At 70.1% G+C, this 26,648-nt stretch carries 18 protein-coding genes; 3 read left to right on the forward strand and 15 right to left on the reverse strand.

Going from position 1 to position 26,648, the window contains the following annotated elements; all coding sequences use genetic code 11:
• Nucleotide 1: 1 nt before the first annotated feature.
• Nucleotides 2-922, forward strand: coding sequence for an SMP-30/gluconolactonase/LRE family protein (locus WMF39_RS44500; RefSeq protein WP_437742490.1), 921 nt, complete (start codon nucleotides 2-4; stop codon nucleotides 920-922).
• On the opposite strand, the gene WMF39_RS44505 is transcribed toward WMF39_RS44500, so the two are convergent.
• The 12 genes from WMF39_RS44505 to WMF39_RS44560 form a co-directional block, all read right to left on the reverse strand.
• Nucleotides 923-1,891 (reverse strand): ABC transporter permease, encoded by a 969-nt coding sequence (locus WMF39_RS44505; RefSeq protein ID WP_437742491.1) that lies wholly within the window; start codon nucleotides 1,889-1,891, stop codon nucleotides 923-925.
• Nucleotides 1,892-1,896: 5 nt separating this feature from the next.
• Entirely contained in the window at nucleotides 1,897-2,952 is a 1,056-nt protein-coding gene (locus WMF39_RS44510; protein ID WP_437742492.1) for an ABC transporter permease, read from the reverse strand.
• On the reverse strand, nucleotides 2,949-4,517 hold the full coding sequence (locus WMF39_RS44515) for a sugar ABC transporter ATP-binding protein (protein WP_437742493.1): 1,569 nt from the start codon (nucleotides 4,515-4,517) through the stop codon (nucleotides 2,949-2,951). Before WMF39_RS44515 ends, WMF39_RS44510 begins: the two co-directional genes overlap by 4 nt.
• 81 nt (nucleotides 4,518-4,598) lie before the next feature.
• A complete protein-coding gene (locus WMF39_RS44520; protein WP_437742494.1) occupies nucleotides 4,599-5,846 on the reverse strand; it encodes a sugar ABC transporter substrate-binding protein in 1,248 nt (415 codons plus the stop codon).
• A gap of 426 nt (nucleotides 5,847-6,272) precedes the next feature.
• Entirely contained in the window at nucleotides 6,273-8,222 is a 1,950-nt protein-coding gene (locus WMF39_RS44525) for a YjhG/YagF family D-xylonate dehydratase (protein ID WP_437742495.1), read from the reverse strand.
• Nucleotides 8,219-9,724, reverse strand: a complete 1,506-nt coding sequence (locus WMF39_RS44530; RefSeq protein WP_437742496.1) for an aldehyde dehydrogenase (NADP(+)) — start codon at nucleotides 9,722-9,724, stop codon at nucleotides 8,219-8,221. The genes WMF39_RS44525 and WMF39_RS44530 overlap by 4 nt, the downstream gene beginning before the upstream one ends.
• A gap of 11 nt (nucleotides 9,725-9,735) precedes the next feature.
• Nucleotides 9,736-10,602: a fumarylacetoacetate hydrolase family protein gene (locus tag WMF39_RS44535; protein WP_437742497.1), complete on the reverse strand. Its 867-nt coding sequence runs from the start codon at nucleotides 10,600-10,602 to the stop codon at nucleotides 9,736-9,738.
• Between the two features lie 456 nt (nucleotides 10,603-11,058).
• Nucleotides 11,059-13,482, reverse strand: a complete 2,424-nt coding sequence (locus WMF39_RS44540; RefSeq protein ID WP_437742498.1) for a DEAD/DEAH box helicase — start codon at nucleotides 13,480-13,482, stop codon at nucleotides 11,059-11,061.
• Entirely contained in the window at nucleotides 13,482-15,533 is a 2,052-nt protein-coding gene (locus WMF39_RS44545) for a phospholipase D family protein (protein ID WP_437742499.1), read from the reverse strand. The genes WMF39_RS44540 and WMF39_RS44545 overlap by 1 nt, the downstream gene beginning before the upstream one ends.
• Nucleotides 15,523-16,920: a hypothetical protein gene (locus WMF39_RS44550; protein ID WP_437742500.1), complete on the reverse strand. Its 1,398-nt coding sequence runs from the start codon at nucleotides 16,918-16,920 to the stop codon at nucleotides 15,523-15,525. Before WMF39_RS44550 ends, WMF39_RS44545 begins: the two co-directional genes overlap by 11 nt.
• Nucleotides 16,921-17,111: 191 nt before the next feature.
• Nucleotides 17,112-18,353 (reverse strand): hypothetical protein, encoded by a 1,242-nt coding sequence (locus WMF39_RS44555; protein ID WP_437742501.1) that lies wholly within the window; start codon nucleotides 18,351-18,353, stop codon nucleotides 17,112-17,114.
• The gene (locus WMF39_RS44560) at nucleotides 18,350-20,821 is read right to left on the reverse strand and encodes an AAA family ATPase (RefSeq protein ID WP_437742502.1); all 2,472 of its coding nucleotides are present in this window, start codon (nucleotides 20,819-20,821) and stop codon (nucleotides 18,350-18,352) included. The genes WMF39_RS44555 and WMF39_RS44560 overlap by 4 nt, the downstream gene beginning before the upstream one ends.
• A 426-nt stretch (nucleotides 20,822-21,247) precedes the next feature.
• Here WMF39_RS44560 and rpmG point away from each other — a divergent pair, with 426 nt between their 5' ends.
• Nucleotides 21,248-21,418 carry a 50S ribosomal protein L33 gene (rpmG, locus tag WMF39_RS44565; protein WP_437742503.1) on the forward strand — a complete coding sequence of 57 codons (171 nt, stop codon included), beginning with the start codon at nucleotides 21,248-21,250 and terminating at the stop codon, nucleotides 21,416-21,418.
• Nucleotides 21,419-21,515: 97 nt separating this feature from the next.
• On the opposite strand, the gene zigA is transcribed toward rpmG, so the two are convergent.
• Nucleotides 21,516-22,760, reverse strand: a complete 1,245-nt coding sequence (gene zigA / locus WMF39_RS44570; RefSeq protein ID WP_437742504.1) for a zinc metallochaperone GTPase ZigA — start codon at nucleotides 22,758-22,760, stop codon at nucleotides 21,516-21,518.
• A 316-nt stretch (nucleotides 22,761-23,076) separates the two neighbouring features.
• Here zigA and WMF39_RS44575 point away from each other — a divergent pair, with 316 nt between their 5' ends.
• Complete coding sequence (locus tag WMF39_RS44575) at nucleotides 23,077-23,733, forward strand: MATE family efflux transporter (RefSeq protein WP_437742505.1); 657 nt, start codon at nucleotides 23,077-23,079, stop codon at nucleotides 23,731-23,733.
• A gap of 196 nt (nucleotides 23,734-23,929) precedes the next feature.
• Here the strand turns inward: WMF39_RS44575 and WMF39_RS44580 are convergent, their stop codons facing one another.
• On the reverse strand, nucleotides 23,930-25,321 hold the full coding sequence (locus tag WMF39_RS44580; RefSeq protein ID WP_437742506.1) for a PGRS family protein: 1,392 nt from the start codon (nucleotides 25,319-25,321) through the stop codon (nucleotides 23,930-23,932).
• 221 nt (nucleotides 25,322-25,542) lie between these two features.
• Nucleotides 25,543-26,643, reverse strand: coding sequence for a hypothetical protein (locus WMF39_RS44585; RefSeq protein ID WP_437742507.1), 1,101 nt, complete (start codon nucleotides 26,641-26,643; stop codon nucleotides 25,543-25,545).
• Nucleotides 26,644-26,648: the final 5 nt, after the last annotated feature.

A 26,648-nucleotide genomic window follows, 5' to 3' on the forward strand; every position in this document is an offset into this window, starting at 1 on the left:
GATGGTCATCGAGCTGACCCCGAGCTTCAAGGTGATCGACGCGCGCTTCCGCAAGCTGGCGCTGCCGCACGTGCACGTCGAGAAGCTGTACACGGGCTGCCGCTGGGCGGAGGGGCCGGCGTGGTTCCCGGCGGGGCGCTACCTCGTCTGGTCGGACATCCCGAACGACCGCATGATGCGCTGGGATGAGACCGACGGCTCGGTCTCGGTGTTCCGCCAGCCCGCGATGAACACCAACGGCCACACGGTCGATCTGCAGGGCCGCCTCGTGTCCTGCGAGCACCGCGGCCGCTGCGTCTCGCGCACCGAGCACGACGGCTCGCGCACGGTGCTCGCGTCGCACTTCGAGGGAAAGCGGCTGAACTCGCCGAACGACGTGGTCGTGAAGTCCGACGGCAGCGTCTGGTTCAGCGACCCGAGCTACGGCATCGACAGCGACTACGAAGGCGACGCGTCGCCGAGCGAGCAGGGCGCGCAGCGCGTCTACCGCCTCGACCCGGCCTCGGGTGCGCTGACGGTCGTCGCGGCCGACTTCGTGCAGCCCAACGGCCTCGCCTTCTCGCCGGACGAGTCGCTGCTGTACATCGCCGACACCGGCGCGACGCACGTGAAGGGCGGCCCGCACCACGTGCGCAAGTTCCGCGTCGACGCGAAGGGCACGCTGACCGGCGGCGAGGTGTTCGCGATCTGCCCGGTGGGCGTGTACGACGGCTTCCGCGTCGACGTGCACGGCAACCTGTGGCTGTCGGCCGGCGACGGCGTGCACTGCCACGCGAGCGACGGCGCGCTCCTCGGGAAGGTGCTGATCCCCGAGACGGTGTCCAACGTCTGCTTCGGCGGCGCCAAGCGCAACCGCCTGTTCATCTGCGGCACCACCTCGCTCTACGCGGTCTATCTAAACACCCGCGGCGCCGGGCGCTAGTCATCGTCCCTCCTGATGCTGTCGGCCGTAGACCAGCAGCATGGCGATGATCACGGCGCCGTAGATGATCTGGCGGCCGGCCTCGGGCATCTGCAGCACGCTGAGCATGCTCTGGAGCAGCACGATCAGGATGGTGCCGAGGACGGTGCCGAGGTACGTCCCGCGCCCGCCCATGATGTTGGTTCCGCCGATCACCACCGCGGCGATGGCCGGCATGAGGTAGTCGTTGCCCATGGCCTGGTAGGCCTTGTGCGAGAAACCTGCCAGCAGCATACCGGTCATGGCGGAGCACACGCCGCACATCACGAAGGCGCCGATCAGCACCAGGTGCGTTCTGACGCCCGACAGGTAGACGGCCTGCTCCTGGTTGCCCACGGCATAGATGTAGCGACCGAGCGCGGTCTTCTTCAGCACGAAGGTGCCGACGCCGCCGACCAGGATCCACACGAACAGCGAGTTCGGGATGGAGAGCGTCCTGCCCACGGCCAGGACCTCCATCCACTCCGGTGCCTCGCTGCGCGGAGCGAAGCCGCCAGTGTAGAGCACCATCAGCCCCTGAAGCACGGTGTTCGTGCCCAGCGTGAAGATCATCGAGGGCACGCGCAGGTAGGCGACGCCGAGACCGTTCACCAGACCCGCGGCGGCGCCGACGGCCAGGCCGCAGGGCAACGCGGCCCAGCCGCCGACCCCTGCGGCCAGCATGGCGCTCGAGGTGAGCACCCACGGCAGCGAGAGATCGATGTGACCGAGCAGGATCACGATCATCATGCCGGTGGCGGCCACGCCCAGGAAGGCCGCGATCTGCAGCTGTTGCAGGATGTAGTAAGGGCTCAGGAAGCTCAGCGTGCCCTGGGTGACCAGCGTGCCGATCGAGCCGGTCACGAGCACGACGCCGATCGACAGCAGCGCGTACCAGGTCGGCTTGTCGATCTCGCCGAGTCGGCTCTTGAGGGAGAGGGGCTGTTGCATCGAGCTCACCTGAAGATCTGCAGCCGGTTCTTGACGCGGATGACCCAGAGCGCGCCGAGGCAGACGGCCGCGAGCAGGATGAGGCCCTCGAACAGCGGCTGGTAGAGCGGGTTGGCGAGGAGGCCCAGCGCCGAGCCCTCGTCGAAGACGCGGAAGTTGAAGGCGACGGAGCGGAGCACCAGCGCGCCGAAGAGCGATCCGATGGCGCCGCCGATCCCTCCGTACAGCGAGGTGCCCCCGATCACGACGCTGGCGATGGAGTTCAGCGTGTAAGAGCCGGCTTGTGGGATGTCGGCGTTGCCCGACGTCGTTTGCAGCGCGAGGTAGAGGCCGCCGACGCTGGCGAAGAACCCCGACAGCGTGTACGCGGCCAGCTTGACGCGCTTGATGCGGACGCCCGACATGTACGCCGCCTCCTGCGACGCGCCGACGGCGTAAGCGCCGAGGCCGTAGCGGGTGCGGCGGTAGTAGGTCCAGAGCAGCGCGAGCAGCGCCATCCAGATCGCGGGCGACGGGATCTTGCCGACGAAGCCGAGCGCGCCCTCGAGGGGGGCGGCGCCCGCGACCTGCAGCAGCTCGTTGAGATCGAAGGTGGCCGCGAACGCCAGATCGCCGTCGACCTGGCCGCCGGGCGTCGGTCTCAGGAACAGCGCGACGCCGAGGAAGATCGTGCCCGAGGCCAGGGTGGCGATGATCGGTTGCAGGCGGCCATAGACCACGAGGCAGCCGTTGAGCAGGCCCGCCGCCATGCCCACGGCCAGGCACAGCAGGATGCCCAGGAACATCGTGAGCGCGCTGCCGGCGAGGACGTGCGAGGCCACGCAGTTGACGAGCGTGATCACCGCGCCCACGGACAGATCCAGGCCGCCGGTCAGCACGGGGATCGTCTGGGCCATGGCCGCCGCCACCAGCACGAACGACTCGTTGGCGTTCTGCCCCAGCAGCGGCGCGCTGAAGCCCTTGGGATGGGACAGCGAGTAGAGCCCGTAGAACACGATGCACAGACCGACGGCCACGAGCAGGCCCTGGTTCTGGCGCAGGCGGAGCTTCCAGTCGTTCATCGTGCCTCCGATGGCGCGCGTTCGTCCTCGCGCTTCGCGCGATCAGGCCCGCCGCGCAGACCGAGGGCCAGGTCCAGGATGTTCTTTTCGGTGATGTCGGGCCCCACGAGCTCGCCCTGCACGCGGTTCCGGTAAAGGACGAGCACGCGGTCACAGCAGCCGATCAGCTCGTCGTAGTCCGTGCTGTAGAAGAGGATGGACGTGCCGGCGTCCGCCAGCTCGCGGAGCAGCTGGTAGATCTCCTGCTTCGTGCCGACGTCGATGCCGCGGGTGGGATCGTTGAGCATCAGCAGCCGCGGCTCCGTCATCAGCCACTTGGCCAGCACGACCTTCTGCTGGTTGCCCCCGGACAGCGACGAGACCGGGTGATCGAGCGAGCCGATCTTGATCTGGATGCGGCGCACCATCTCGTCGATGCGCGCCGCCTCGCGCCGGCGGTCGAGCACCACGCCGCTCGTGAACTTGTCGAGCGACGCCAGCGACAGGTTCGTGGCGATGGACATCGGCAACATCAGGCCTTCGGTCTTCCTGTCTTCGGGCACGAGGGCGATGCCGTGCGCGCGGCCCTTGGCCTGGCGCGGGCTCGTCAGCTTGACCGGCTTGCCGTCGATCTTGATCTCGCCGCGCACATCCCTGAGCACACCGAACAAGCTGAGCAACAGCTCGCGCTGGCCCTGGCCGTCGAGCCCGCCGATGCCGAGGATCTCGCCCTTGCCGAGCTTGAACGACACGTCCTCGAGCTGCCGCTCCCAGCTCAGGCCGCTCACCTCGAGCAGCGTCGCCGGGAAGCTGCGGGCCGCCGGCTTCGGCGGGAAGACGTGACCCATGTCGCGGCCGATCATGAGCTCCACGATCTGGTCGTCGCTGCGCTGGCCCTTGGCGAAGGTCTCGATGTGCCGACCGTTGCGGAAGACCGACATCACGTCCGCGAGCTCCTTGATCTCGTGCATGCGGTGCGAGATGTAGAGCATGCCGACGCCCTGAGCCTTGAGCTCGGCCAGGAGCTCGTAGACCTTCTTGACGTCGGTGTTGGTCAGCGCGGAGGTGGCCTCGTCCAGGATCAGCAGCCGCGGGTTCTTGCCGAGCGCCTTCGCGATCTCGACCATCTGGCGGCGCGAGAGCGGCAGGTCGCTCACCCAGGCGTTCGGGTTCACGCCCTCGCAGCCGACGCGCGCCAGGAGCTCCTCGGCCCTGCGGACCTGCGCCTTGCGATCGAAGAGGCCCAGGCGGCTCGTCGGCATGGTGATGCCGATGTTCTCGGCCACGGTCAGCGTCGGCATCAGGGACAGCTCCTGAAAGACGCAGACGATGCCGGCGGCGTTCGCCTCGATCGGGTGGTCGAACCGGACCGGCTTGCCGTGGAGCAAGAGCTCCCCGGCGCTCGGCTTGACCACGCCGCCGATGATCTTGATCAGGGTGCTCTTGCCCGCGCCGTTCTCGCCGAGGATGGCGTGCACCTTCCCCGGCGCGCAGGCGAAGTCGACGCCGCTGAGGGCGGTGACTCCGCCATAGTGCTTGGAGACGGCCCGGAGCTCGAGAAGCGGAGGGCTCACCGGTTCGGTCATGATGCTGGGGCGCCCGCGGGGCGCTACTTCACGTCTGCTTCACGTTTCACGTCTACTTCACGTTTCACGTCTGCTTCACGTCTACTTCACGTCGGATTCCGACTCGTTCATGATCTTCACGCCCGAGATGTTGACCCCGCAGGGCGGGAACTCGTTGGGCGTGAAGAAGTTGTCGGAGAGCTGGGAGAAGAAGCTCTCGCCGTCCTTCAGCGTTGTGTGATCGGCGGCGGGGATCGGCACGGAGATCATCTGCGGCAGCACCTTGCCTTGCAGGCCCTCGAGCGCCGCCTTCATCGCGATGGCCGCGAGCCCCGGCGACTGGCCGAGCGACAGGCCCTTCATGCCCTGTTCGTGGTGCTTCGCGATCAGCTTGCGCACGCCGTTCTCGGCCTCCGTGGCGACCGGGATCGGCTTGTGTCCGGCGTCGAGCAGCGCGCGGACGGCGCCCGTCGAGCCGCCCTGCGCGAAGAGCGCGTCGAACTGGCGGTGCACGGCCAGCGCGTCGGCCACCGCCTTCTGCGCCTTGCCGTCGTCCCAGCTGCCCACCACCTCCACGATGGTGTAGCTCTTCCCCGGCGCTTCCATGACCTGGCGGAAGCCGAGGTGGCGGTCGCGATCGACGGAGTTGCCCTGCAGGCCGCGGACCTCGAGCACCTTGCCCTTCCCGCCGAGCTGCTTGTCGAGGAACTCGCCCCACTGGCGCCCCATCGCCAGCTGGTCCTCGTTGACCTGCATCACCTTGTCCGTGTCGAGCACGTTGTCGAACGGAACCAGGACGACGTCCTTCTTGTCGGCGAGCCGGATCACGCGATCGAAGCCGTCGGGGCTGACGGCGAGCGTGACGATGCCGTCGAAGCCCTGGTTGATGAAGTCCTCGATCGCACCGAGCTGGGCCGCGACGTCGGTGCCGGTCGACACCACCTTGAACTCCTTGATCAGCGGCGCGATGGCCGGATCCTTGGCGAAGGCCTTGGCCGTCTTGACCATCTGGATGCGCCAGGCGTTCCCGACGTAGCCGTTGACGAGCGCGAGGCGGAACGGCGGCTTTCGCGCCGTCCACTGCAGATACTTGGTGTCCTGCTTCCACGGCGCGAAGCACTCGGGGTTATAGCCGGGCCCTGGCACGACCTTGGGCCCTTGCCCGCTCGGCGCCTGCGCGGCCGCGACGCTCGGCGCCTGCGCGGCCGCGGCGCTGGCGGAGCCTCCTGCGGCCGGAGCGCTGTCGGGCTTGTCTTTGCAAGCAGAGAGACCCCAGAGCCCGAGCGCACAGCTCAACACCGCCGCTGCGCGCCGCGCCGATCCACGTGACTTCAACTGGCCAATCGACATCGTGCCGCTACCTTTCGAGCAAAGAGACGTGGTCGGATGGAGACCTCTGCGGCCCATCCCACGTCGTCACGTTCTCGCCCTCACGAACCACGAGGGCAATGTCTGCGTGCCGCCGCGTTGCTCACGGCAAAAACACTGGGGTACAACGATTCGCATCTGGCGAGCGACGGTGTCGCGCGTCATTCCCGGGGCACCACGCGGATTTCGCGGGCGCCCTCACAATTCAATGACGTGATCGGCGACGCTCGTGGGGCCTACCACGACAGATCTTCTGGTTTCGGGGCTTAGGAAATCCAAACGCGATCCGGAAGTCAAGCTTCTCGTTGTGATCGTTCACATCGTACAGCCACGCTGCACGCGTTGGCTGAATGATGAAATCTCACGCGATCCGCCTTTCTCCTGGAAAAATAACGCTACATCAAAAGCCTATGTGCCAGAGGAGCTCCGCTCAGCGGCGATGGCGCGACCGAGGAGCCCTATGATGCGTTCCGCGTCATAGACGCAACCACCCCAGCTGCCGCCGCTGGCATCCTGAAGCGCAGCCCACAACCGCGTATCCGCGTTCACTCGGCCGTCGGGTTGAAGGGCTGGATTGGGCGAGCGGGCGGCAAGACCGCCTGCGTCCACACCCACGACGTCCACCGTCCCCTCCAGCTTGCGCGTGTCGATCCGCAGCCTGATGCGGTCGCCGTCGCGCACGCGGCCGATGGGTCCACCCGCCCACGCCTCCGGGCTGACGTGGCCGATGCACGCCCCGGTGGACACGCCGGAGAAACGACCGTCCGTGACCAGGGCGATACGATGCCCCTCCTTCACGTGCTTGAGGGCCGAGGTGATCTGGTACGTCTCCGGCATCCCGATACCGGGGCCGATGCCGATCAGCACCATCACGTCACCCGGTTGCACGGCGCCCGTCTTGATCGCCTCGATCGCCGCGTCCTCGCTGCCGAACACGCGCGCAGGCCCTTCGTGCAGATAAACGCCGTCCGGTCCGATCACCTGGGGAGCGATCGCGGTGCTCTTCACGAGCGCTCCCTCGGGCGCGAGGTCGCCGCGCAGGAAGGTCACCGTGCTGGTGAGGCCGCGCTCGCGTGCCTTCCCGGCGGACATGATCACGTCGTCCGGATCGATGCCGTCCAGCTGCCGTAGCTTGTCGCGCAGGCGCCGGCGCCGCTCGCTGCGCTCCCACCACTCGAGGTTCTCGCCCAGGGTCCGGCCGCTGACGGTGCGCGCGCCGAGCCGCAGCAGGCCGAGCTCGCGCAGATGGAGCATGACCTCCGGGACGCCTCCCGCGAGGAAGACCTGAACCGTGGCGTGGTGTTTCGGCCCGTTGGGCAGCACGTCCACGAGCCGCGGAACGAGGGCGTTGATGCGCGCCCAGTCGTCCACCGTGGGGCGCCGAAGCCCGGCCGCGTGGGCGATCGCCGGCACATGGAGCACCAGGTTGGTCGACCCGCCGACGGCGGCATGCAGCACCATGGCGTTGTGGACCGAGTCGTCGGTGACGATGTCCCGCGTGGTCGCTCCACGTCGCTCGAGGGCCATGAGCGCGTGCGCGGAGCGGCGGGCGAGGTCGCGCCAGATCTCGGCGCCCGACGGGCTGAGCGCGCCGTGCGGGAGGGCGAGGCCGAGCGCCTCCGCCACCACCTGGCTCGTCGCGGCCGTGCCCATGAACTGGCAGCCGCCGCCGGGGGAACCGCAGGCGCGGCAGCCCATCTCGGCGGCGTAGTCGAGGCTCACCTCCCCGCGCGCATAACGCGCCGCGAGCGTCTGGACCTTGGCGGTGTCCTCGGCCTCCTCCGCGAGGAGCGTGACGCCTCCCGGCACGAGCACCGTGGGGAGGTCGAGGGTGCCGGCGAGCGCCATCAACATGGCCGGCAGCCCCTTGTCGCAGGTGGCGACGCCGAGCACGCCTCGGCGGGTGGGCAGCGAGCGTATCAGTCGCCGAAAGACGATGGCGGCGTCGTTGCGGTAAGCGAGGCTGTCGAGCATGCCGACGGTGCCGTTGGTCCGCCCGTCGCACGGATCGCTGACATAGCCGGCGAACGGGATGGCCCCGCCGGCCGTGAACGTGCGGGCTGCCTCCTCCATGAGCAGCCCCACCTCCCAGTGCCCGGTGTGGTACCCGAGCGCGATCGGCGTGCCGTCGGGCGCGCGGATCCCCCCCTGCGTGCTGAGCACGAGGAACTGCTTCCCGTTCAGGCGCGCAGGATCCCACCCCATCCCGGCATTCTGAGTCCAGCCGAACAGCTCGCCGCTGGACATGGCGCGCAGCTGCTCGGCGCCGAGCGGGAGGCGCCCCGACGGTCCGGGCGCGGTCGTGCGCAGGGTGTAGATCGCCTCGCTGCCGGACTCGAATACCGGGTCGTGGCTCATGCGCGGGGTGCGATGGGGTCGCAGGTGGCCCGGCCGTCGACGAGACGCGATATTCCGAGCGGATTCTCGTCGCGCAGCTCCAGCGGGAGCAGCGCGGGCGGGCACGACTGGTAGCAAACGGGGCGCGCGAAGCGGAGGATGGCCGCGGTCCCAACCGACGTGAAGCGCGCGTCGCTGCTCGCTGGATACGGCCCGCCGTGGTGCATGGCGTGCGACACCTCCACGCCGGTCGGGTAGCCATCGAAGACGAGGCGGCCCGCGACCCGGCCGAGGACATCGACGAGGTCCTGGGCGGCGGCGAGGTCGCCGGCGGTCCCGTGAACCGTGGCGGTGAGCTGGCCGTCGAGCGCGCCGAGGAGCTGGAGCAGCTCGCCGCGGCTCGAAGCGGTGACGAGCAGCGTGTACGGCCCGAAGATCTCGTGCGCGAGGTGCGGCTCCCGCGCGAAGTCGGCGGCGGAGACGCGAGCGACGCGCGCGCCGGCGTCGGTCAGCCACTCCACGCCTCTCAGCTCCCGCACGGAGCGGTCGAACGACGCCTGGATACCGGCGTGCAGCATCACACCAGGCGTGATGGCGCGGGCCCGGTCGGCGACCGACCGCGCGAACGCATCCCATTCGGGGGAGGCCAGCCCCAGGACAAGGCCGGGCTTGGTGCAGAACTGGCCGACGCCGAGCGTGCACGAGTTGATCAGCCCTTCGGCGATCGCGTCGCGGCGCTCGCGCAGCGCGCCGGGCAGCACGACCAGCGGGTTGATGCTGCTCATCTCGGCAAAGACGGGGATGGGCCGCGGGCGGGCGGCGGCGGCGTCCCAGAGGGCGCGGCCCGCGCGGGTGGACCCGGTGAAGCCCACCGCCTGGATGGCCTCGTGGCGCACCAGCGCGAGCGAGACGTCGGGCGAGGCGCCGTGCACCATGCCGAACACGCCCGCGGGCAGACCCGCCTTCTGCACGGCGGAGCGCAGGGCCGAGGCCGCGAGCTCGGAGGTACCGGGGTGCGCCGGGTGGGCCTTGACCACGACCGGGTTGCCCGCGGCGAGGGCGGAGGCGGTGTCGCCGCCGGCCACGGAGAACGCGAGGGGGAAATTGCTCGCGCCGAAGACGGCGACCGGACCGAGCGGCCGCAGCATGCGGCGCACGTCGGGGCGCGGGAGCGGCTTGCGGTCCGGCAGCGCGGGATCGATCCGGGCATCGACCCAGGAGCCCTCGCGCGCGACGGCGGCGAAGAGGCGCAGCTGGCCGGTGGTGCGGGCGCGTTCGCCTTCGAGGCGGGCGATGGGCAGCCCGGTTTCCCGGTGCGCGGTCTGGATCAGGGGGTCGCCGAGCGCCATGATCTCGTCGGCGGCGGTCTCCAGGAGCCGGGCGCGCATCTCCGGCGCGAGGCCGGCGAGGGCCGGCGCCGCAGCGACGGCGGCGCGGGCGGCGGCGTCGATCTCGTCGGCGGTGGCGTCACGGTAGGCGCCGAGCGTTTCGCCGGTGGCGGCGTTGTGGGCGAGGAATTCCATGGGGAGCCTTGTCAACGTGGAGATACGGGGTTCGCCAGCGTGCCGACGCCGTGGATCGTGATCTCCACGAGATCGCCGGGCTCCAGGGTGAACGAGTCTGGCGGGACGATGCCGGTCCCGGTCATGAGGACGACGCCCGCCGGGAAGCTCAGCTCGCGCGTGAGGTAGGCGACGAGCTCCTCGGGCGAGCGCCGCATGCTCGCGGTCGAGGTCTTCCCCGCGAACACCGCCTCGCCCCGGCGCCGGATCGCGAGCTCGATGGAGAGCGCGCGCAGGTCCAGCCCGGGCTCGTCCGCGAGCGCGATGGCGGGGCCGAGCGCGCAGCAGCCGTCGTAGACCTTCGCCTGCGGCAGGTAGAGGGGGTTGTCGCCCTCGATGGACCGCGACGAGACGTCGTTGCCGGCCGTGTAGCCGACGATACGGCCCGCCGCGGAGACGACGAGCGAGAGCTCCGGCTCGGGCACGTTCCAGATCGAGTCGCGCCGGACGCGCACCGGCGCGCCCGGGCCGACGACCAGGCGGGGCGTCGCCTTGAAGAACAGCTCGGGGCGCTCGGCCTCGTACACGCGGTCGTAGAAGTCGCCGCCGCCGGCGCTCTCCTCTTTGCGCGCGGCGCGCGAGCGCTCGTAGGTGACGCCCGCCGCCCAGACGTCCTGCCCGTCGATCGGGGCGAGCAGCGGGACGTCGGGCGGGAGGGGGTGGGCCGCGGCGCGCGCGCGCGCGTCGCGCACCGCGCCGAGGGGATCCGGCAAGGCGAGCCACGAGGCGACGGACGCGAACGCCTCCGGGGATGCCGCCGTGAGGTCGTGGCGCGCTCCTCGCTCGTCCTCGAGCCCGAGCCGAGGACCGCCACCGCTCGCAAACCGAAACAGCTTCATGTCCGCACCTTCCTACAGGGTCGCCCTGTCGATCGCGATGCCAGGGCCGCGCCGCCCTGCGCGTCCACCCACGCACTCTCGATGCAATCCTGGAATCGCGTCAACACTTCTCTGGCCGGCGCTGAGCTTCGCCCTCGTCGGCGCTGCCTACCTGGCGCGGCAGCCCGCCCTGCCAGGAAAGCGGGTCGACGGCGCGCTGGCGTGGTGGGCCTGCCTGCCGTTCGCGCCGTCCGGCCATGGTCGCTCGGCGGCGATCGCGGCAGCCCTGCTGTTGAACCGGGGGCTCGCCGCGAACGCGAGCGAGGCGGAGGCCCAGCTCCGGCTCCGACGGCCCGGGATCCGGCTGAACGCCGCGCAGCGGCGATCTCTGGAGGGAATGCTGACTCGAAGTCGGGCATGAACCGCTCGATGCCCGGTTGTGGCGAGATCCGCACGTCACGCCCGTTGACGTCGGCTTCACGGCCGCAGATCGATCATCACCTTCGTTCTCTCCTCGGCCGTGAGCCGCCCCTGCTCCTCGGTCCCGGTGTCGATGCCGGCAGTGGCCTCCGGCTCGTCGTCCTCGACCCCGCGGGCGAGCTCCTTGCGCTTCGAGCCGATGAGGACCTGGAACCATGCATCCCGCTGCATCACCGTGTGAAAGATCCGCTCCTCGTACGTATCCTTCAGCAGGAAAAACTGCACCTTGACCGGCCCTCGCGTCTTGCGGCCTTCCCGGTCGACCCGCCCCTCGCGCTGCTCCATCTTGGCCGGGTTCCACTCGACATCGTAGTGCAGCAGGTAGCGGGTATGCTGCTGCAGATCGATGCCCTCCTCGCCCACGCGGCTCGTGAGCAGGACGAGCGGAGCATAGGGACGGTTGAAATTTTCCCGACGCATCTCGCGGTCCTCGTCGCGTTGCGCGCCGTCGAAGCGAGCCACGTATCCAGGGTGTGAAAGCACGTGCGCGAGCCGGCGGATCTCGCGGCGCGCGCGGTCCTGGTTTTCCTCGCTGAACGCGTCGCCCTGCTTGGGTGTGTCGTCGAGGTAATCATCGACGATCGTCTCGAGCGATTTACGCAACCTGTGCCCGACGCGCTGCATGAGGAACGTCTGCACCTCGAAGGGATCCGGCTGTTCCCCCCTCGCCCTGAACCACAGGGCGAGCCGAAGCAAGAAGAGCGGCTGCGTGCAGTGGTTCTCCGCCCGGTTGAACATGATGTCGACGATCTCACCCTCGTCGGCCTTCATTTCGAGCCCCGTGCCCTCGAGCAGCTCCCGCGTGACCACGAGGAACCGGCGGTCGAACCTCCCGCCGAGCTGCGCCTTGACGGCCTCACGCTCCTCTTCCAGCGCCGCGCGGATCATCACCCGCGCGTCGTCCAGGCTGGCCCAGCCGGCGGCCTTCACCTGCTCTTCGACGAACGGATCGAGCCGCGCCTCCACCGCCTTGTCGAGCGCATGCTTGAGCGCGCCCGCGGTGTGGATCAGCGTGTTGAAGACGAGGATCTTGCCGAGCCCTGCCTGGGGCCGCGCAAGGAGCGCTTCCAGCTCCCGATCGAGGATCCTTCCGATCACCGCGCACAGGGCCGCGATCTTCGGGTGCGCGTGGCCCGAATCCTGCAGCCGCTTGACCATCGCACGGGTCCTCTCCGCGCGGGGCAGGTTCTTCTGGAGGATTGCGCTCGCCGCGAGCTGCTCGTAGCTCGACAGGCATTGCCGGAGATCCCCCGCGACGAAAGACGGCGTCTCGTGCGCATCTTCCCCCTGGCGCACCTGCGCCGCCTGCTGGGCGTCGACGAGCAGATCGCGCAGGTGCAGGTAGACCCAGGCGTCATCGCCTTCGAGGGGGATGAGGGGGCTCGACCCGACGAGCGGACGCAAATCGTCGAGCTTGCCGAAGGGGCGCGGCTCGTAGCCGCCATCCTTCTTCTCGGTCAGCGTGTAGTCGCGCTCGCTCAGGTCCTTGACGTTGCGGAGGAGATAGCGACGCAAGAGCTCCTGCAAGCCCGGCGTGCCCGGGTGCTGCCCGCCCGACGCGTCCTTCGTGCGCAGCTCGTACAGGCGCTCCACCCACCGGCTGCGCGCCTCGTCCGAGGGCGACAGGCGCCGCCGCGCGTAGAATTGCCCCAGGGCATTCTCGTAGCGCTCCAACCCGTCCCGCGTCCGCTCGATGTCCTCCTCGGGCGCGCGCACGATCCGGAGCAGATTGAGCATCTCCTTCGTCGCGAGCTGGAACGGGGTCGCCGTCAGCGCCAGCGTGAACCGGCCGAGGAGCCCTCGCTCGCGGCTCTCCGCAGTCTGCTCGGGGAAGAACACGCGGCTTCGCTCGGTGTGCAGGCCGGTGAAGTGGTGCGCCTCGTCGGCAATCACCACGTCCCAATCGGTCCGGCGCAGCCAGCGCACAATCGGCGAGGACTCGCCGGCGCGGCCGCCGGTGAGCAGGAGCGGCTTGACCAGGTAAAACCGCCCCGGCGGGACCTGGAACCTCCCTGCCTCGCGCACCCCCCGCATCTCGTCAGCTTCCCAGCGTTTGCCGATCTGGGTGACGTCGCGCAGCATCTGCCGGAAGGGCTTCCAGTCGTCGCCGGCGACGTATTGCTGGAACCCTCGCCCCTGGGTCTCCGGCTTCTCGATCTCGTCGAACCACTTGTTCATCAGGGCCGGCTCGGCCACGACGAGCACGCGCTGGATGGGCGTGCTCGTTCGCTGGAAATGCCGCCAGAGCAAGGCCGTGATCCCGAGCGCCTCGTACGTCTTGCCGCACCCGACCTCGTCAGCCAGCACGATCCCACGCTGGCCCCTGACGAGCAGCGCCTCCAGCGCGGCCCGCATCGCGCGCATCTGGTGCTCCCGGTCGAGCCCGATCCCGGCAGCGAGCTGGTGGATATCCACGCTCATCACGTACTCCTCCGCGCGCGCCGCTTCGGCCTCTCCGCGTCGTTCCCCTTCGGTGGAGCCACCTGCTCTCCGGCGGCGATCCGCCGCAGCAACGCGGCGGCGCTGTCCCGCGCAACACGCACCTCGTCCAGGAGCTCCTGCTGCACGCCCCCCTCCAGAGATATCGATTCGAGCGCTGCCGCGAGCTTTTCCGCCTCCATCGCGGCATACGCCGGCGCCGGATCCTCATGGCATGGTGGCACCATGTCGAGCACACGCGCCACGTGCTCGGCGACGCGCGCCACGAGGTACGCGCAGCGCAGTCCGTCGATGGAACCTGCGCAGGCCGAGGTCAACGAGCGCCTTAGATCGCCCGACCATCTGCGCAGCGCGAAGCGCGAGCAACGCCGTCCAACGAGCCCATTCTCTTGTTTGTCCAGCCCCAGCCGGACGTTCCGGAAGAACGTATCGAGCGACGCCTGGTGCAGTGTCGGCCCCTTCTGCTCGCCCTGTCGAGCGGCCTTCCACGCTTCGATCTGCGCGTCGATGGCCGTGGCGCGCTGCTCTGGTGTGGCCGTGGGCATGAGCAGGGCGTCCGCGGTGATCGCCTCGGTCTCGATGAGCAGGTTTTCCCGCAACGCGAGCGCGTCCTCGAACCGCACGTTCGGGCGCACCTCGCGCGCATCCAGCACGGCGCCGCCGCTGTCGAGCGCCTCGATCCGCAGCGCGAGCGTCCGCAGCCTCCGCCTGCCGGTCTCCGGGTCCTCCTCTTCGAGCAGCGGCCCCTGGATCTCGAAGGCGTATTTCCCCGCCCCGAGCAACGCGCCCTCGAAGAGGACCTGCGACCCCTGCTGTTCCACGGCCAGCACGCGGATGCGGTCCACGCTCGGGCTCCAGGCCTCGCCACAGACCACGAGGACGCGCGTCTTCGGATCGTAGAGCGCTTCGCCGACATCGAAGATCAATGGCGGGGGCGGGGCGGGGATGAGCGCGAGGGGCAACGGGCCGCGGTAGACGTGAAAGAGATCGCCGAGGTCGAACTCCTCGAGCACGTCCGCGGTATCCGCCGAGCTGGCAGCCATGGAGAGCGCCAGCGCGCACTCGGCATTTCCGCGATCTCGCGCCGCCCGCAGGAGCGCCGAGGGTGTGAAGTTGGGCGAGCCCCAGAGCACCGTCGTGCGCTTCTTGCCGAAGATGGCCACGAGCTTTCCGTGGAGTCGCCGCGGCTCGGCGCTGAGCGCCTGCGCCCGGATCTCCACGGCGGCCGCGAGCTCCTCGAGGGCCAGGCGAGGCAGCGGCATGGGCTTGTTCGGGTCGATGGCGTCGGTGCAGAGCGAGAGGCGCGGCGTTTTCGCCCGCGGCGCCCACGGGAGGCCCTCCCCGAGCGCATGGCGCAGGAGCGAGTCGGCCCCCTCCGCCTCCGGTTTGTCGGCCTCCAGGAACGGGCTCACGACGAGGAGATGCTGCACCGGATCGTCGCCATGCAGATCGCGGAGCTGCTCCCAGATCGGCACCTCGTAGGAATGAAAGAACCGCAGATCCAGGCCGCGCCGCGGCGCTGGCAGATCATCGAGCACGAGCGTCGCTTGGTCCACGACGTCGAGGACCCGCTCGATGGAGTCCTCAGCGATGTGCAGGTTGCCGGCCACGCGTCGGACGAACGCCAGGATCTCCTCGAGGACCGCTCGAGGAGGTGACCGCTCTGCGTCGGGCGCGAACACGAGCGGCGTGAGGAGCTCGAGGTTCGCGCCGAGTCCGCCCCGCGTGAGGTTGGCGCTGCCGATGGCGGCGAAGACCGCGCCGTCCCGGACCGCGAGGAAGAGTTTGGAATGGAAGACGCCACTCGGGCGCCTCGCCCGCAGCACGTGAACACCGAGCGCGGTCCCCGCGTCCACCACCCCGTCTGCGATCACGAGCGGATGCCGCAGCCCATATTTCTCGACGAGCGGCTTCCAGAGGCGCTCGTTCGCGAGGTCGCCGTCGTACCCGAACGACAGACCGAGCGCGTGCGTGATCTCGCTGCCGCCGGCGAACCGATCGAGCTCGTCGAAGAGGCGGGTCTCACGCTTCATCGGCCACGTCCTTCGGGTGCAGGTTGAGATCGGCTGCCAGCTGCGAGAGCTGCGCGAAGCGGAGCGAGTGCAGGAGCGGGCGCAGCGGGCGCGGGTCGTGCTTCACGAGCTCCTCGCCGTCGAGGAAGAGCCATTCGCCCTTGCCCTTCTTGGCCGAGACATCGCGGTGATGCTCGACGAGATCCGGCAGGAGCCGCGCCGCAAGCTCCCCCGCACGCTCGATGGCCGCGTCACGGGTCCACAGGAGCAGGCGCTCGACGATCGGGGTTGGGTCGTCGCCGAGCCAGCGCGCGTAACGCTCGTCGAGGCCGAGGCGGAGGAGGAGCTCGATGGCGAGCGCGCCGATCTCGGGCCAGGGCCGACGGGTCTCGTCGAGCAGATCCTGGGCCACCTCCGTGGGCGAGCGGTGCCCTGCCCAGGCGGCCGCGGACGCGGCCTCGAAATCGATGCCCGCGCGCTCGGCGATGCGCTCGCGCCAGGTCGCAAGGGGACAACGGCCCTGCTCCGCGGTCGGCTCGAGCGCAGAGGCGAAGAGCGCATTGAGGCCGAGGGCGGCGAGCTGGTAGGCGCCGGCGATCTGGACGGACTGAAGGCGGTTCGTGGGAGGGAGCGCCAGCGCAGGCCGGAGGACGCTCCAGTTCGTTCGCGTCTCGAAGAGGGCGGCCTCCTCCGCGGGCCTGCCGCCATCGTCGGTGATGAGGTCCGCGTCGTTGTCGGTCGAGTCGCTGCCCACGGACGCGAAGCCGAGCAGTTTGTGCTCGAACAGGACCTGCATCGTCTCGCGGCGCTCGATGCCGTCGCCGTCGGCGCCGAGGAGCGCCGCGACGAGGTAGCGCCGCTCGTAGGCGCCCATGCGGCTGCTCAGGCACATGCGCGCGCCAGCCTCGACGAGGGTGCTGCGCCGCTTCTGTTGCTGCGTGCCGCCCTCGAGCGCCCAGCCCACGACGCCTTCGTCGATCACCTTCTCGAGCTGGTTCGCGAGCTGCTGTCCGCGATCGGTGAGGCGCAGGCCTAGGCCCTCATCGAGGTCGTCCTCCTCGATGAGGCCCAGGCTCGCGAGCGAGGTGCGGTAGAGGCGCAGCGCGCCGTTCGATACCTGGTTCTTGAGGACGCGCGTCGGCAGCTCCCACAGCCCTGCGCCTCTTCGCTCGGACACGAAGCGGCGACCGCGCCGACGGCCGATGTAGGCGCACGCGAGAGGATCGTCCTCGTGCTGCAGAGCCTCGCAGAGGACGAGGAGGCGCTCCAGGCGGAGCGCGCGCTCGAGGTGCGTGCGCGGCGGCGCATCGGCCTGCGCGCGAGAGAGAGCCCAGCAGAGGAAGGTGTAGTAGCGGGCCCGCGAGGTGAAGACGTTGAGACCCGGCAAGAGCCGATCGGCTTGCGCCATGGCGTGCGCTTGCAGGCCCAGAGGGTCACGGCTCGAGGGGGGTGCGTCGAGGCGCACGAGCCAGGACGGGAGAAACGAGGCGATGGATTCGTCCAGCATCCTAGATGGGCGAAGCTAACATGGTCGCTCCCTCCCGAGAGGGCTGCGTTCGGGGGCGCGACCTCGATCGAAATGTCGGTGGACGCTCTGCGTCACACCCCCTCCAGGAGCCCCTCCACCACTGTCTCCGGCACCCACTTGCTCCACCCCACCGCGATCACATCATCCCCCGGCCGCACCGCCCCCGGCACATCCGCCGACGTCACCAGGATCGCCTTCGGCCACCCCCGCAGCGCCCCAGCGTATTCCCATCGATACACGATGGCTTCGTGAAAGCCCTGGAGGACGTAGCTCGCATTCTCGGTCAGCTTGATCTCGACCACCGCGGCCCGCCGCTGTCCATCTTTCTCGACCACCACGGTGATATCGGGCCGCAGACGTCCAGCGCGCCCGCCCATATAGTACTTTGCCCCATCGTCACGCGGGCCTGGGTCGAGGTGACATTGATTGTAATAGACCTGCACGCGCGTGCCGTCGCCTCGCTCGAACGACGCCACTTCGTCGCGATTCGCGTGCACGAGGGACCGATGAAACTCGAAGCGCTCGCCCTTCGCCCCCTGGGCTGCCTCGAGCTTGCTCCACAGCGCCTGCAGGAGCCGGATCACCACGGCGATCTCGAAGCGTGTGTGCTCCTCGATGGGCGTCAGCGCGCCCTCGGCGAGCATGGTGGCGATGGCGTTCGCCTCGGTCGCGTCGAGGCCCTGCCGCAGCGCCTTGTGCCACGTGAGCGCTGCGCCATAGCCGCGGTGCGCCGCCCCCTGCGCGCCGAGCTCGTGCTGCGGGGTGATCGGCTCCGAGGGCACCTCACGCAGCGCCGTCGCGCTCAAGATGCGCCTTAGCTCGCCCTCGGCTCCCTGCGCGTCAGCACCCCACCCGTGCTTCGCGAGTACGTCCGCCTTGCGCAGGTCGATCAAGAGCCGGAGCAGCCGCTCGGCCACCGCCCGCACGAGGATGTTCTCCGGCAGGGCGAAGCTCGGGTCCCGCGCTTGCGTCACGTAGCGCGAACGATCCCCGCTGGCCTGTTGATAGGAAGTCCGCCGGACGTCGAGCCGGCCCTGAAAGCCACCTCGCCAGTCGCGCGTCGTGATGTCGGCCCGGGAAGGCAGGTTCCGGGCGAGGTCGGGCAGGAGCTGCATGGCGAACGCGCGCAGCTCGGCGATCCGCGGCGCCACCGTGCTCACCGCGCGGAGCAAGGCGAGCTCATGGTTCCTCCCCGTGATCCGCGCGAGGAACCGCGCCGCCTCCTCGACCGCGATGGCCTCGACCCGCGAGCTCGGCAACAGATAGCCCGGAAAATGGGCGCGGACGAACGCCTCCCAGCCGCCGTCGCTCATACCTCGCCGAAGGTCTGGTGCGGGAAGAGCTCCTCATAACGACGCCGCAGCCGGACCACTGCCTCTGCTGACGTCCAGCCCGTGAGGCTCGAAAGAAGGGCCCGGAGCACCTTCGCCGCCGGCTCCTGCGGTAGCCCCTCGAGCTGCGGCAAGAGGTACATGGCCATGGCCTCCGCGAGCCCATCTCCAGAGGCCTGTCGGCGCCGCATGTAGTGCACCATGTCGAGCGCCACGGCGGGGCCGATCGCGCGGTGGGCGAGCAGGCTTGCTGTGCTGAATAACCGCGTGAGCGGCCCGAGGGCGCCCTCGGCCAGCGGCGGCGCGACGCCCTCGCGGCGGGCGTGCGCCTCGAGCAGACGCGCATAGGTCGCGTCGTCGGGGGCGTCGACGTGGATCATCGCGAAGCGCCGCTGCACAGCGTAGGACAGGCGGAAGAGCGACGTCTTGTCCCAGGTGTTCATGGTCGCGATCACCCGGAACGTCGGCGACACGCGGTAGGTGTGGGACTCGCGTGGCCCGATCGAGATGGTCCTGCCGTCCTCGCCGAGCAGGGCGGTATCGATGGAGTGCCCCGACAGGACCGTCATTAGCTCACCGAAGGCGCGATCGACGTCGGCCCGGTTCAGCTCGTCGATCACGAGCCACTGGTATCGCTCGACGGCGCGGAGGAACACCCCGGGCCGGAAGGTCAATGCGCTGTTCTGCTGCAGCGCATAGCCGCCGATCGTGTCGAACGTGGTCCAGTCGGCGGACGCCGTGGCCACGAAGGCGCCCGTGCAGTAGCCGTCGTTCGCGGCGGCCTTCGCGAGCGCCTGCGCGAGCTGCGTCTTGCCCGTGCCGGGCGGGCCGACGAGGAGCAGGTGCTTGCCCGCCGAGAGGGCGGCGCAGGCCTGGGCGAGCAGGCCGGCGGGGAGCTCGAGATCGGAGGTGAACGGACCGGCGAGCTCGGGCGTAAGATCGAGCGTCTCATCGAACCAGGCCGATGGAGCCGTGCTCGCATGCGGCTCGGGCGGGGCGGGAATGGTCGTCCCTGGCGGGGTCACCAGGTCTTCGTCCACGTCGCCTCCGGTCACGGCGCTATCGCCGAGGCTGCTGCGATCGGCGAGCAGCTCGTCGAGCCGCGTCCGAATTCGGGCTTCTTCTGCCGCGTGATCGGCGAGGATCTGCCGGCCGAGATCCGTCAGGGCGTCCCCGTCGCCCTGACGCTCCGTGGCCCCGAGCGACAGGAGCCAGTTTCGACGGAAGGATACCTGGTTGCTGGTTCTCCAGTCCTTCTCGAGGAGCGCCGTCAACAGGTTCCTCGCGTTGGTCGTGTCCATCCGGCCCAGGGCGTTCGCGATGACCAGCACTTCGAGGAATCCGGTGTAGGTCTCGTGAAGTCGCTCGAAGAGCGCTTGTGGCCGCGGGTTCTCCAGATACGACTCCCCTCCGGGCGTGAGCTCGAGGCGATCGTCGGAGAGCCTCACGAGGCCCAGGTAGAGGAGCAGATTGACGTAGCCTTGCCGTGCCGTGTCGCCCGTGACCTCGTACCGATCGCGCAGCAGCGCGAAGAACTCCGCCTCCGGCAACCGGCGATCGCGCAGCTCCGAGAGGAGCGTGTCGAGCGTCTGCTTGTAGTGTCGAACCCCTCCCGGCAGCGGCCAGACACCATCGCGCCGCGCATCGGCAGAGGGCCTACGCGCGGGCTCGCCGACCTCCGCGACGGCGGGGCCCGCCGGGGGCTCGCCGTTCGCGAGGGCGAGCGCGGCGAGGTCGAACAGGGGTTCGCCTTCGATGCCTCCCTCGCCGTCGCGAAGGAAGAAGGGCAGCTTGAGCAAGGCGAGGTGCGCGAGGCGTCGAAAGCCCTCCTCGGGCGAGGGGACGACCTCGCCATCGGGCAAGCGAACGGCGAAGGCCTCCATGTTCCAGGGCGATACGAGGGGCAATCCGGCGCGCTCGACGGCGCCTTTCAAGGGCAGGCTCCGCTGGCGAAACGCCTCCTCGGAGTCCTCGTCCCTCCGCCGCGACGTCGAGAACGCGGCCGGAACGGGCACGACCTCGCCGTCCAGCCGATCGCGCAGCCGGAGCGCCACCGTGGTCCACAGGATCTCGCGGTTGGTCGACACGACGTTGACCTTGATGCCCACGAGGTGCCGGTAAGCGCCCATCGTCTGCCACCAGGCCACGCTGAAGAGCAACTCGGTGCTGCCGCCCGGCCAGCTGCAGCGCAGGCGCACGGCGCGGGGCAACGGCCCGTCCACGGCCTGGTCGAGCCCCTCCAGCCCTCGCGCTGGCCACGGTGCAGCCGGGAGGCGCTCGACCGCGACCTGGACGGGCCTTGCCTCGACGGTGAGATCCATCGGCGCCGCGGCGTCGAGGAGGGATCGCAACGCGCGCAGGGCGATGCGATTGGCATCGGGGCGATCGGCGGTCGCCGCGGCGGGCGGGTGTGTCGTTCCAGAGGCCATCAGGGGCGCTTCGGAGCGCATCGCGCGTTTCCTCCTGGCCGGACGAGGTGCACGAGAGCGTCAGCGCTTGTCGAGAGCGGGGGCACGCTGGAGAAATCTACACAGATCCAGGGTTGCTGTCAGCCTCGTTGCTACACCTCCATGCTGAACGCCCTTGAGCAGCCCGACGGTGAACGGACCCAACTGGTGGAGGCGCGCTCCGGCGCGCAGCGCCCCCGAGCCCTGGTCGGGGACCCCGCCCGCGCCATGCCCGAGCCGGTCCCGGGCATGAGCCGCCATGCCGCGACGAAGCCGCATGGAACAAGATGTCATGAGGAGCGCCATTTATGCAATCAAGTTGCATCAATGGCCAGGCGGCGCTAGTGGTGTCGCATCCAGCAGGTCATGCCGATCCGGCGCCGCTGCCGCGGAACGCGACCTGACGCCGATTGTCAAGGAGGGCACCTCATGCGCGATGTCATCAAGCTCGTCTCGTCTGCGGGGACGGGTCACTGCTACTACACGACGAAGAACAAACGGACGATGACGGAGAAGATGCAGATGAAGAAGTACGATCCGATCGCCCGCAAACATGTGGTCTTCACGGAAGGGAAGATCTCGAAGGGAGGAGGCAAGTAGTCGCGACTCCACAGCTCGCGGCCATGCAGCCAGCGTGGCCGCGCCGCGCAGCAGCGCGCCCCGCCGAGGCCGCGTCAGCCGGCCTGCAGGGAGCGTCTCAGGACAGGAGCTGCGCCGGCCCGGCCTCGCGCTCCTGTTCATCCGGCTCACCCGCGTTCTCCCACGCCGGGAAGGGATCCTCGAACCGTCTCCAGGCGGAAGGCCCCGCGGCCATCTCGTCCGGCGTGAGCAAGCAGGCGTCGAGCCCGCGCGTGAGCTCCTCTCGGACCATGTCGACGCCGATAAACACGATCTCCTGCCGCCGGTCGCCCCAGACCGGATGCCACGCGGCGGCCGGCCGGTCGTCCTCCGGCCGCTCCTCCTCCGGCAAGGCGGCGTACCAGAGCCCGGCCGCCTCGAACGAGGCGGCGCCACCCGCCTGCGACCAGGCGCCTGTGATGTCCATGCGCGTCGCCAGCCAGAAGAACCCCTTGGAGCGGAGCACTCCATCCCAGGCGGCCGCCCCGTGGAGGAAGGCCCAGAGCCGCTCCGGGTGCATCGGGCGCTCCGCGGAGTAGACGAAGCTCTCGATCCCGTACTCCTCGGTCTCGGGGACGTGCTCTCCGCGCAGCTCCCGCATCCAGCCGGGCGAGCGCGCCGCTTCCTCGAAATCGAAGCGCCCGGTGCCGAGGATCTCCCGAGGATCGACCCGGCCGCGGCAGGCCCTGACGATCCGGGCGCCGGGGTTCAGGTGCAGCAGCATCGCCGTGAGCCGCTCGACCTCGTCAGCGCTCACGAGATCCGTCTTGTTGAGCACGAGCACGTTCGCGAACTCGATCTGCTCGACGAGCAGATCCGCGACCGTGCGCTCGTCGTCGCCGTCCAGCGCGGCCTCGCGCGCGCGCAGGTCGTCGGCGCTCGTCCAGTCGGCGAGGAACCGCTGCGCGTCGACGACGGTGACCAGCGTGTCGAGCCGGGCGACCTCCGAGAGGCTCTTGCCCGTCGCCGGATCGTCGAAGGTGAACGTCTCGGCGACCGGGAGCGGCTCCGAGATGCCGGTCGACTCGATCAGCAGGTAGTCGAAGCGTCCCTCGGCCGCCAGGCGAGCCACCTCGATCAGAAGGTCCTCCCGGAGCGTGCAGCAGATGCAGCCGTTCGACATCTCGACGAGCCGCTCCTCCACGCGGCGCAGCGCCGCGCCCCCGCCCCGCACGAGCGCGGCGTCGACGTTGACCTCGCTCATGTCGTTGACGATCACCGCGACGCGCAGCGAATCGCGGTTCGCGAGGACATGGTTCAGCAGCGTGGTCTTGCCGGCGCCCAGGAAGCCGGACAGCACGGTCACAGGAAGCTTTTGCGTCACGTCGAGATCCTCTCTCGCCAGCGCCGGCGCGCTCCAGCGCGGGCGGGTGCGCGTGCCGCGCGCGCGGCGTGGGGTGAACAAGGCGAACCCGCGGCCACGGCGCGATCGGCCGGGCCCCGGTCTGGCGTGCGCTCGCTTTAAAGCAACTTGATTGCATTTACAATAAAATATCTTTTGTGGCCGAGCGCACGCCGGACACCTCACGCGCGGGCCGACCCGCGCGCCGAGACCGACCCGATCGCCGCGCCCAGCGCGGGCCGCCGCGCCGCCTGGTCGCTCGCCTCGACGGGCGCCGGCTCGGCGCTACGGTAGCCGCGTGGCCGCGACAGGCTCCCCGACGGCCCAGCGCGCCGCCCCCGCGGCGCGGGAGTGGGCCGTGCTGGCGGGGCAGGTCTGGCGGCTCGCTTGGCCCGCGATCACGCACATGCTGCTCCTGACGCTGGTCTTCCTCGTCGGGCGCGGCATGGTCGGTCGCTACTCCACGACCGCGCTCGCCTCGATGCAGATCTGCGGGACGCTCACGTGGACCATCGTCTCCGTCTTCAGCGCCACCTCCGCCGGCACGCTCGCCGTCGTCGCGCGCAGCGTGGGCGGCGGCGATCGCGCCGCGGCCGCCGCCGCGGCGCGCGCCTCGCTCCTCTTCGCGCTCGCCTTCGGGGCGGCGATCGCGCTGCCGCTGCTCGCCGCCTGCGGCCTGCTGCTCCGCGCGCTCTTCCCGCACGCCGGCGGGGCGGTCATCGAGCAGGCGGCCGCGTACCTCGGGATCGTGCTGCCGGCGCTCCCGTTCGCGTTCGTCGAGGCCACCGCCGCGGCGGCGCTGCAGGGCGTCGGCGACACGAGGACGCCGCTCGCCGTGGCCACCCTCGCCGCGCTCCCCGCCGTGGGTGGTGCGGCGCTCGCTGCCGCAGGCGGGAGCAGCAGCGCGGCGACGAGCAGGGAGGCGATCGGTCGATGGAGCTTCATGGGCGCATGAGCTCCGGCTTGTTCATGAAAGATGCAGGGAAGAAGATGCAGAGAGGGAGATGGCTGCCCACCCCCCGTGAAGGTCCTATGTGCGGGCCCAAGGGCGAAGCCTCCTCGCCACGAGCCATTGCCGATGGGCGCCGTTTGTTGCCAGATTTTGTTGAAGCAGTGCGTTTTTTCTCGGCGGGGCTGTCGCCGGCACGAGGCTACTGAGCAAACTCCTGCGTATCGGCCTTGATGCCTGTGGCGGCGCTGTCGCCGTCGCCGTTGCCGCCGTTGCCGGGCTCGCCGGTGGTGATGGTGAGGCCGTCGGTGGGGGGCGGGGAGCCACGGAAGGCGATGCCGAGGGAGTGGCCGCCGAGGCCGCCGCCGCCGATGCCTCCGTTGCCGCCCTTGCCCCCGGGGCCGCCGGAGCAGCCGGGCTTGAGGCCCTCGACGCCGGTCGGCAGGGTGCCGCCGATGCCGCCGATGCCGCCGATGCCGCCCTCTTGACCGGGCCCGCCGTTGCCGCCGCGGCCGCCGCGGCCGGCCTTGAGGGAGACGTCGGTGAACGTGAGCTCGGCGTCGAGGCTGACGAGGGCGATGCTGGCGCCGCCAGGGCCGCCGGGGTGGCCGCCCTTGCCGCCGCAGCCGCCGGGTCCGCCGGAGCCGCCGCTGGCACCGCCGGGCGATTCGGCGGAGCACTGGTTGGCGGCGGCGCCGCCCTTGGCGCCACCACCGCCGCCGCCGCCTTGCGCGGTGGTGCCCGGCATGCCGGCGGTGCCGGAGACGCCGGCATAGCCGGAGGAGGAGAGCGATCCGAAGCCGGTGGCGCTCGGACCGGGGTCGCCGGCGGCGCCTTCGGAACCGGCGCCGCCAGGAGTGCATTCCAGTGGGCTCTCGCCCATGCCACCCGTGCCACCAGTTCCGGTTGGTTTCCCAGGCGACCCAGCGCCGCCTTCGGTCTGCTGCCCGATACCGCCAGTGCCGCCTGTGGAATCGTCGCTCGGGTCGTCCGGCGTGCCGCAATCATTCTGCTTGACACCGCCCGGCACGACGATCTCGTCCGAGCACGCCTCTCTGCCCGGGTTGCCCTGCTCGCCGGCTAGTGCCGGCTCTGGGTACGCATCGCCATCGACGCCGTCAGCGGCGTCGCTCGCCTCGAGCGCGCAGCGCGCCATCTCGACGGAGACGCCCTCTGCGAGGGCGGCGATGGACGACATACTTCGCGCCGCCGTGTTGCTCGGGTCGATGGCGCGCGCTGTGACCTGCACATCCTCGACGCGAACCGCACCGTCGCCACCACGCATCACGAGCGGGATCTCGCCTTCACCGGCGGAGAGTGTCGTCTTCGTCGTCTCACCGATCCAGCCCCAGCCGTTCGAGCAGTCGAGCCCTCCGAAGAGCGCGACGCCACCGGGCAGCTCGACCTGGCCCTCGAACGTCTCGGCGCAGGCGTATACCCGTTGCGCGGCGCCTCCCTGCTGCGCCAGCGCTATGGCCTGCTGAATCGTCTTGACGGGCGCACCCTTTGTCCCTGCGCCTGCATCGTCTCCGCTAGCTGCAACGAAGATCCCGCACACATCGTCGACCGCCCCGCCGCTGTTCTTGCTCGGCACGCACCCCTCCGGCGTGCTCCCTCCACCGCCCCCGCCCCCGCCTGCTTCCCCGAAATCGCACCGTGCCTCGTATAAGCAGTCCGCCGACCGCGTCCCGCACCCTGAGCCGGTGGCGACCGCGAGGCCGGCCAGCATGACAACGACACCGCTCCAGTACACGCGCCGCATCACCCTCTTCCTTCGGTCACTCAAAGTCGTCCCTGGCTTCGCCGCATGCTCACTCAAAACGCACCTCCAAACGTGAGCCCGGCGCTCTGCGCCGTGACCGTCGGGACGATGCGCACGCCGCGTGAGGTCGCTTCTCGCGGCGCCCCGACCGGCCATAGCAGGGACGCGAGCGCTGCGCCGCCCAGCGCGGCGCCAGAGGTCACGAAGGCGGCGATTGCCAGGTCCCTCGTCGTCCGCCTGGCGGTGTTCGCGTCGGCGAGCGCGTCGCAGCGCGCCCTGAACGCGGGGTCGTTGCACGCGTTGATGCCGCCGTCCTTCACGATCGAATGAAGCGCGTCGTCCGCCTCCCCGCTCTTGCCGTTCGAAACGACCGCCAGCACCACGCCTGCCGCGATCGCCGCTCCCCCGAGCGCGAGCCCTCCGATCACGACGCCGTGGCGCACCCGGGTATCCGGCGGCGGCGGAGGCGGCGGCGCGACCCGCGGCGGCGCCTGCGCCGGCTCCGGTGTGGTGGTCGCCGGCTGCGGCGCTTGCAGGTGGAGATCGATGTTCCGTTGCGTCCCCGGAGCGAGCGTGAGCGGGACCTGCGCCAGGCCGCCGGCATGCGATCGCCCTTCGATCGTGTGTTCGCCCGGCTCCAGGTACAACGGCGCGGGGAGCGGCGCCTGCCCTACGATCTTGCCGTCGAGCACGACGGTCGTGCCGGGCTCGGCGTCGATCTGGAGCACGGCGATCTTCGCCATCGCCTCGTCCAGCAGGGCGCGGTGCTCCTGGCTCAGCGGGGTCGGCTTCCCGTCGGGGGTCGGTCGCGTGAGGAACGCCAGGTGTTCAGCGGCGTCCCTGTAGCGCCCGACTTTGAGCTCGCAGGCCGCCAGGTTGCCGGCGATCTGCCGGTGCGGCCGGATGCTCCACGCCGCGAGGAACCATGCGTGGCACTGGTCGTACTTACCCTGCATCCACGCCTCCTCGCCCTTCGCGAACATGTCCCGCGCCGCCCGCGACATGGCGTCGGCTTGCGCTGGCGCTGGCGAGGTGGCCTGCGGCGGCGCGGCCGGCTGGCCTTGCGGTGGCGCGGGCGGGGCGGCGCTCCCTGTCGCGGGCGACAGCACGAGGGCGGCGAGGAGCGAGGCGGCGAGCGATCGATGGGTCTTCATGGGCG

This window comes from Sorangium sp. So ce1504, assembly GCF_051521635.1.
GTDB lineage: Bacteria > Myxococcota_A > Polyangia > Polyangiales > Polyangiaceae > Sorangium > Sorangium cellulosum_B.

Bases quoted from the DNA above. Each gene is read 5' to 3' on its own strand.
- WMF39_RS44500 (WP_437742490.1), top strand. From the start codon at position 2: ATGGTCATCGAGCTGACCCCGAGCTTCAAGGTGATCGACGCGCGCTTC.
- WMF39_RS44545 (WP_437742499.1), bottom strand. From the start codon at position 15,533: ATGAAGCGTGAGACCCGCCTCTTCGACGAGCTCGATCGGTTCGCCGGC.
- WMF39_RS44555 (WP_437742501.1), bottom strand. From the start codon at position 18,353: ATGAGCGACGGCGGCTGGGAGGCGTTCGTCCGCGCCCATTTTCCGGGC.
- WMF39_RS44560 (WP_437742502.1), bottom strand. From the start codon at position 20,821: ATGCGCTCCGAAGCGCCCCTGATGGCCTCTGGAACGACACACCCGCCC.
- WMF39_RS44530 (WP_437742496.1), bottom strand. From the start codon at position 9,724: ATGGAATTCCTCGCCCACAACGCCGCCACCGGCGAAACGCTCGGCGCC.
- WMF39_RS44535 (WP_437742497.1), bottom strand. From the start codon at position 10,602: ATGAAGCTGTTTCGGTTTGCGAGCGGTGGCGGTCCTCGGCTCGGGCTC.
- WMF39_RS44520 (WP_437742494.1), bottom strand. From the start codon at position 5,846: ATGTCGATTGGCCAGTTGAAGTCACGTGGATCGGCGCGGCGCGCAGCG.
- WMF39_RS44525 (WP_437742495.1), bottom strand. From the start codon at position 8,222: ATGAGCCACGACCCGGTATTCGAGTCCGGCAGCGAGGCGATCTACACC.
- WMF39_RS44585 (WP_437742507.1), bottom strand. From the start codon at position 26,643: ATGAAGACCCATCGATCGCTCGCCGCCTCGCTCCTCGCCGCCCTCGTG.
- WMF39_RS44510 (WP_437742492.1), bottom strand. From the start codon at position 2,952: ATGAACGACTGGAAGCTCCGCCTGCGCCAGAACCAGGGCCTGCTCGTG.
- rpmG (WP_437742503.1), top strand. From the start codon at position 21,248: ATGCGCGATGTCATCAAGCTCGTCTCGTCTGCGGGGACGGGTCACTGC.
- WMF39_RS44515 (WP_437742493.1), bottom strand. From the start codon at position 4,517: ATGACCGAACCGGTGAGCCCTCCGCTTCTCGAGCTCCGGGCCGTCTCC.
- WMF39_RS44505 (WP_437742491.1), bottom strand. From the start codon at position 1,891: ATGCAACAGCCCCTCTCCCTCAAGAGCCGACTCGGCGAGATCGACAAG.
- WMF39_RS44540 (WP_437742498.1), bottom strand. From the start codon at position 13,482: ATGAGCGTGGATATCCACCAGCTCGCTGCCGGGATCGGGCTCGACCGG.
- WMF39_RS44550 (WP_437742500.1), bottom strand. From the start codon at position 16,920: ATGGCGCAAGCCGATCGGCTCTTGCCGGGTCTCAACGTCTTCACCTCG.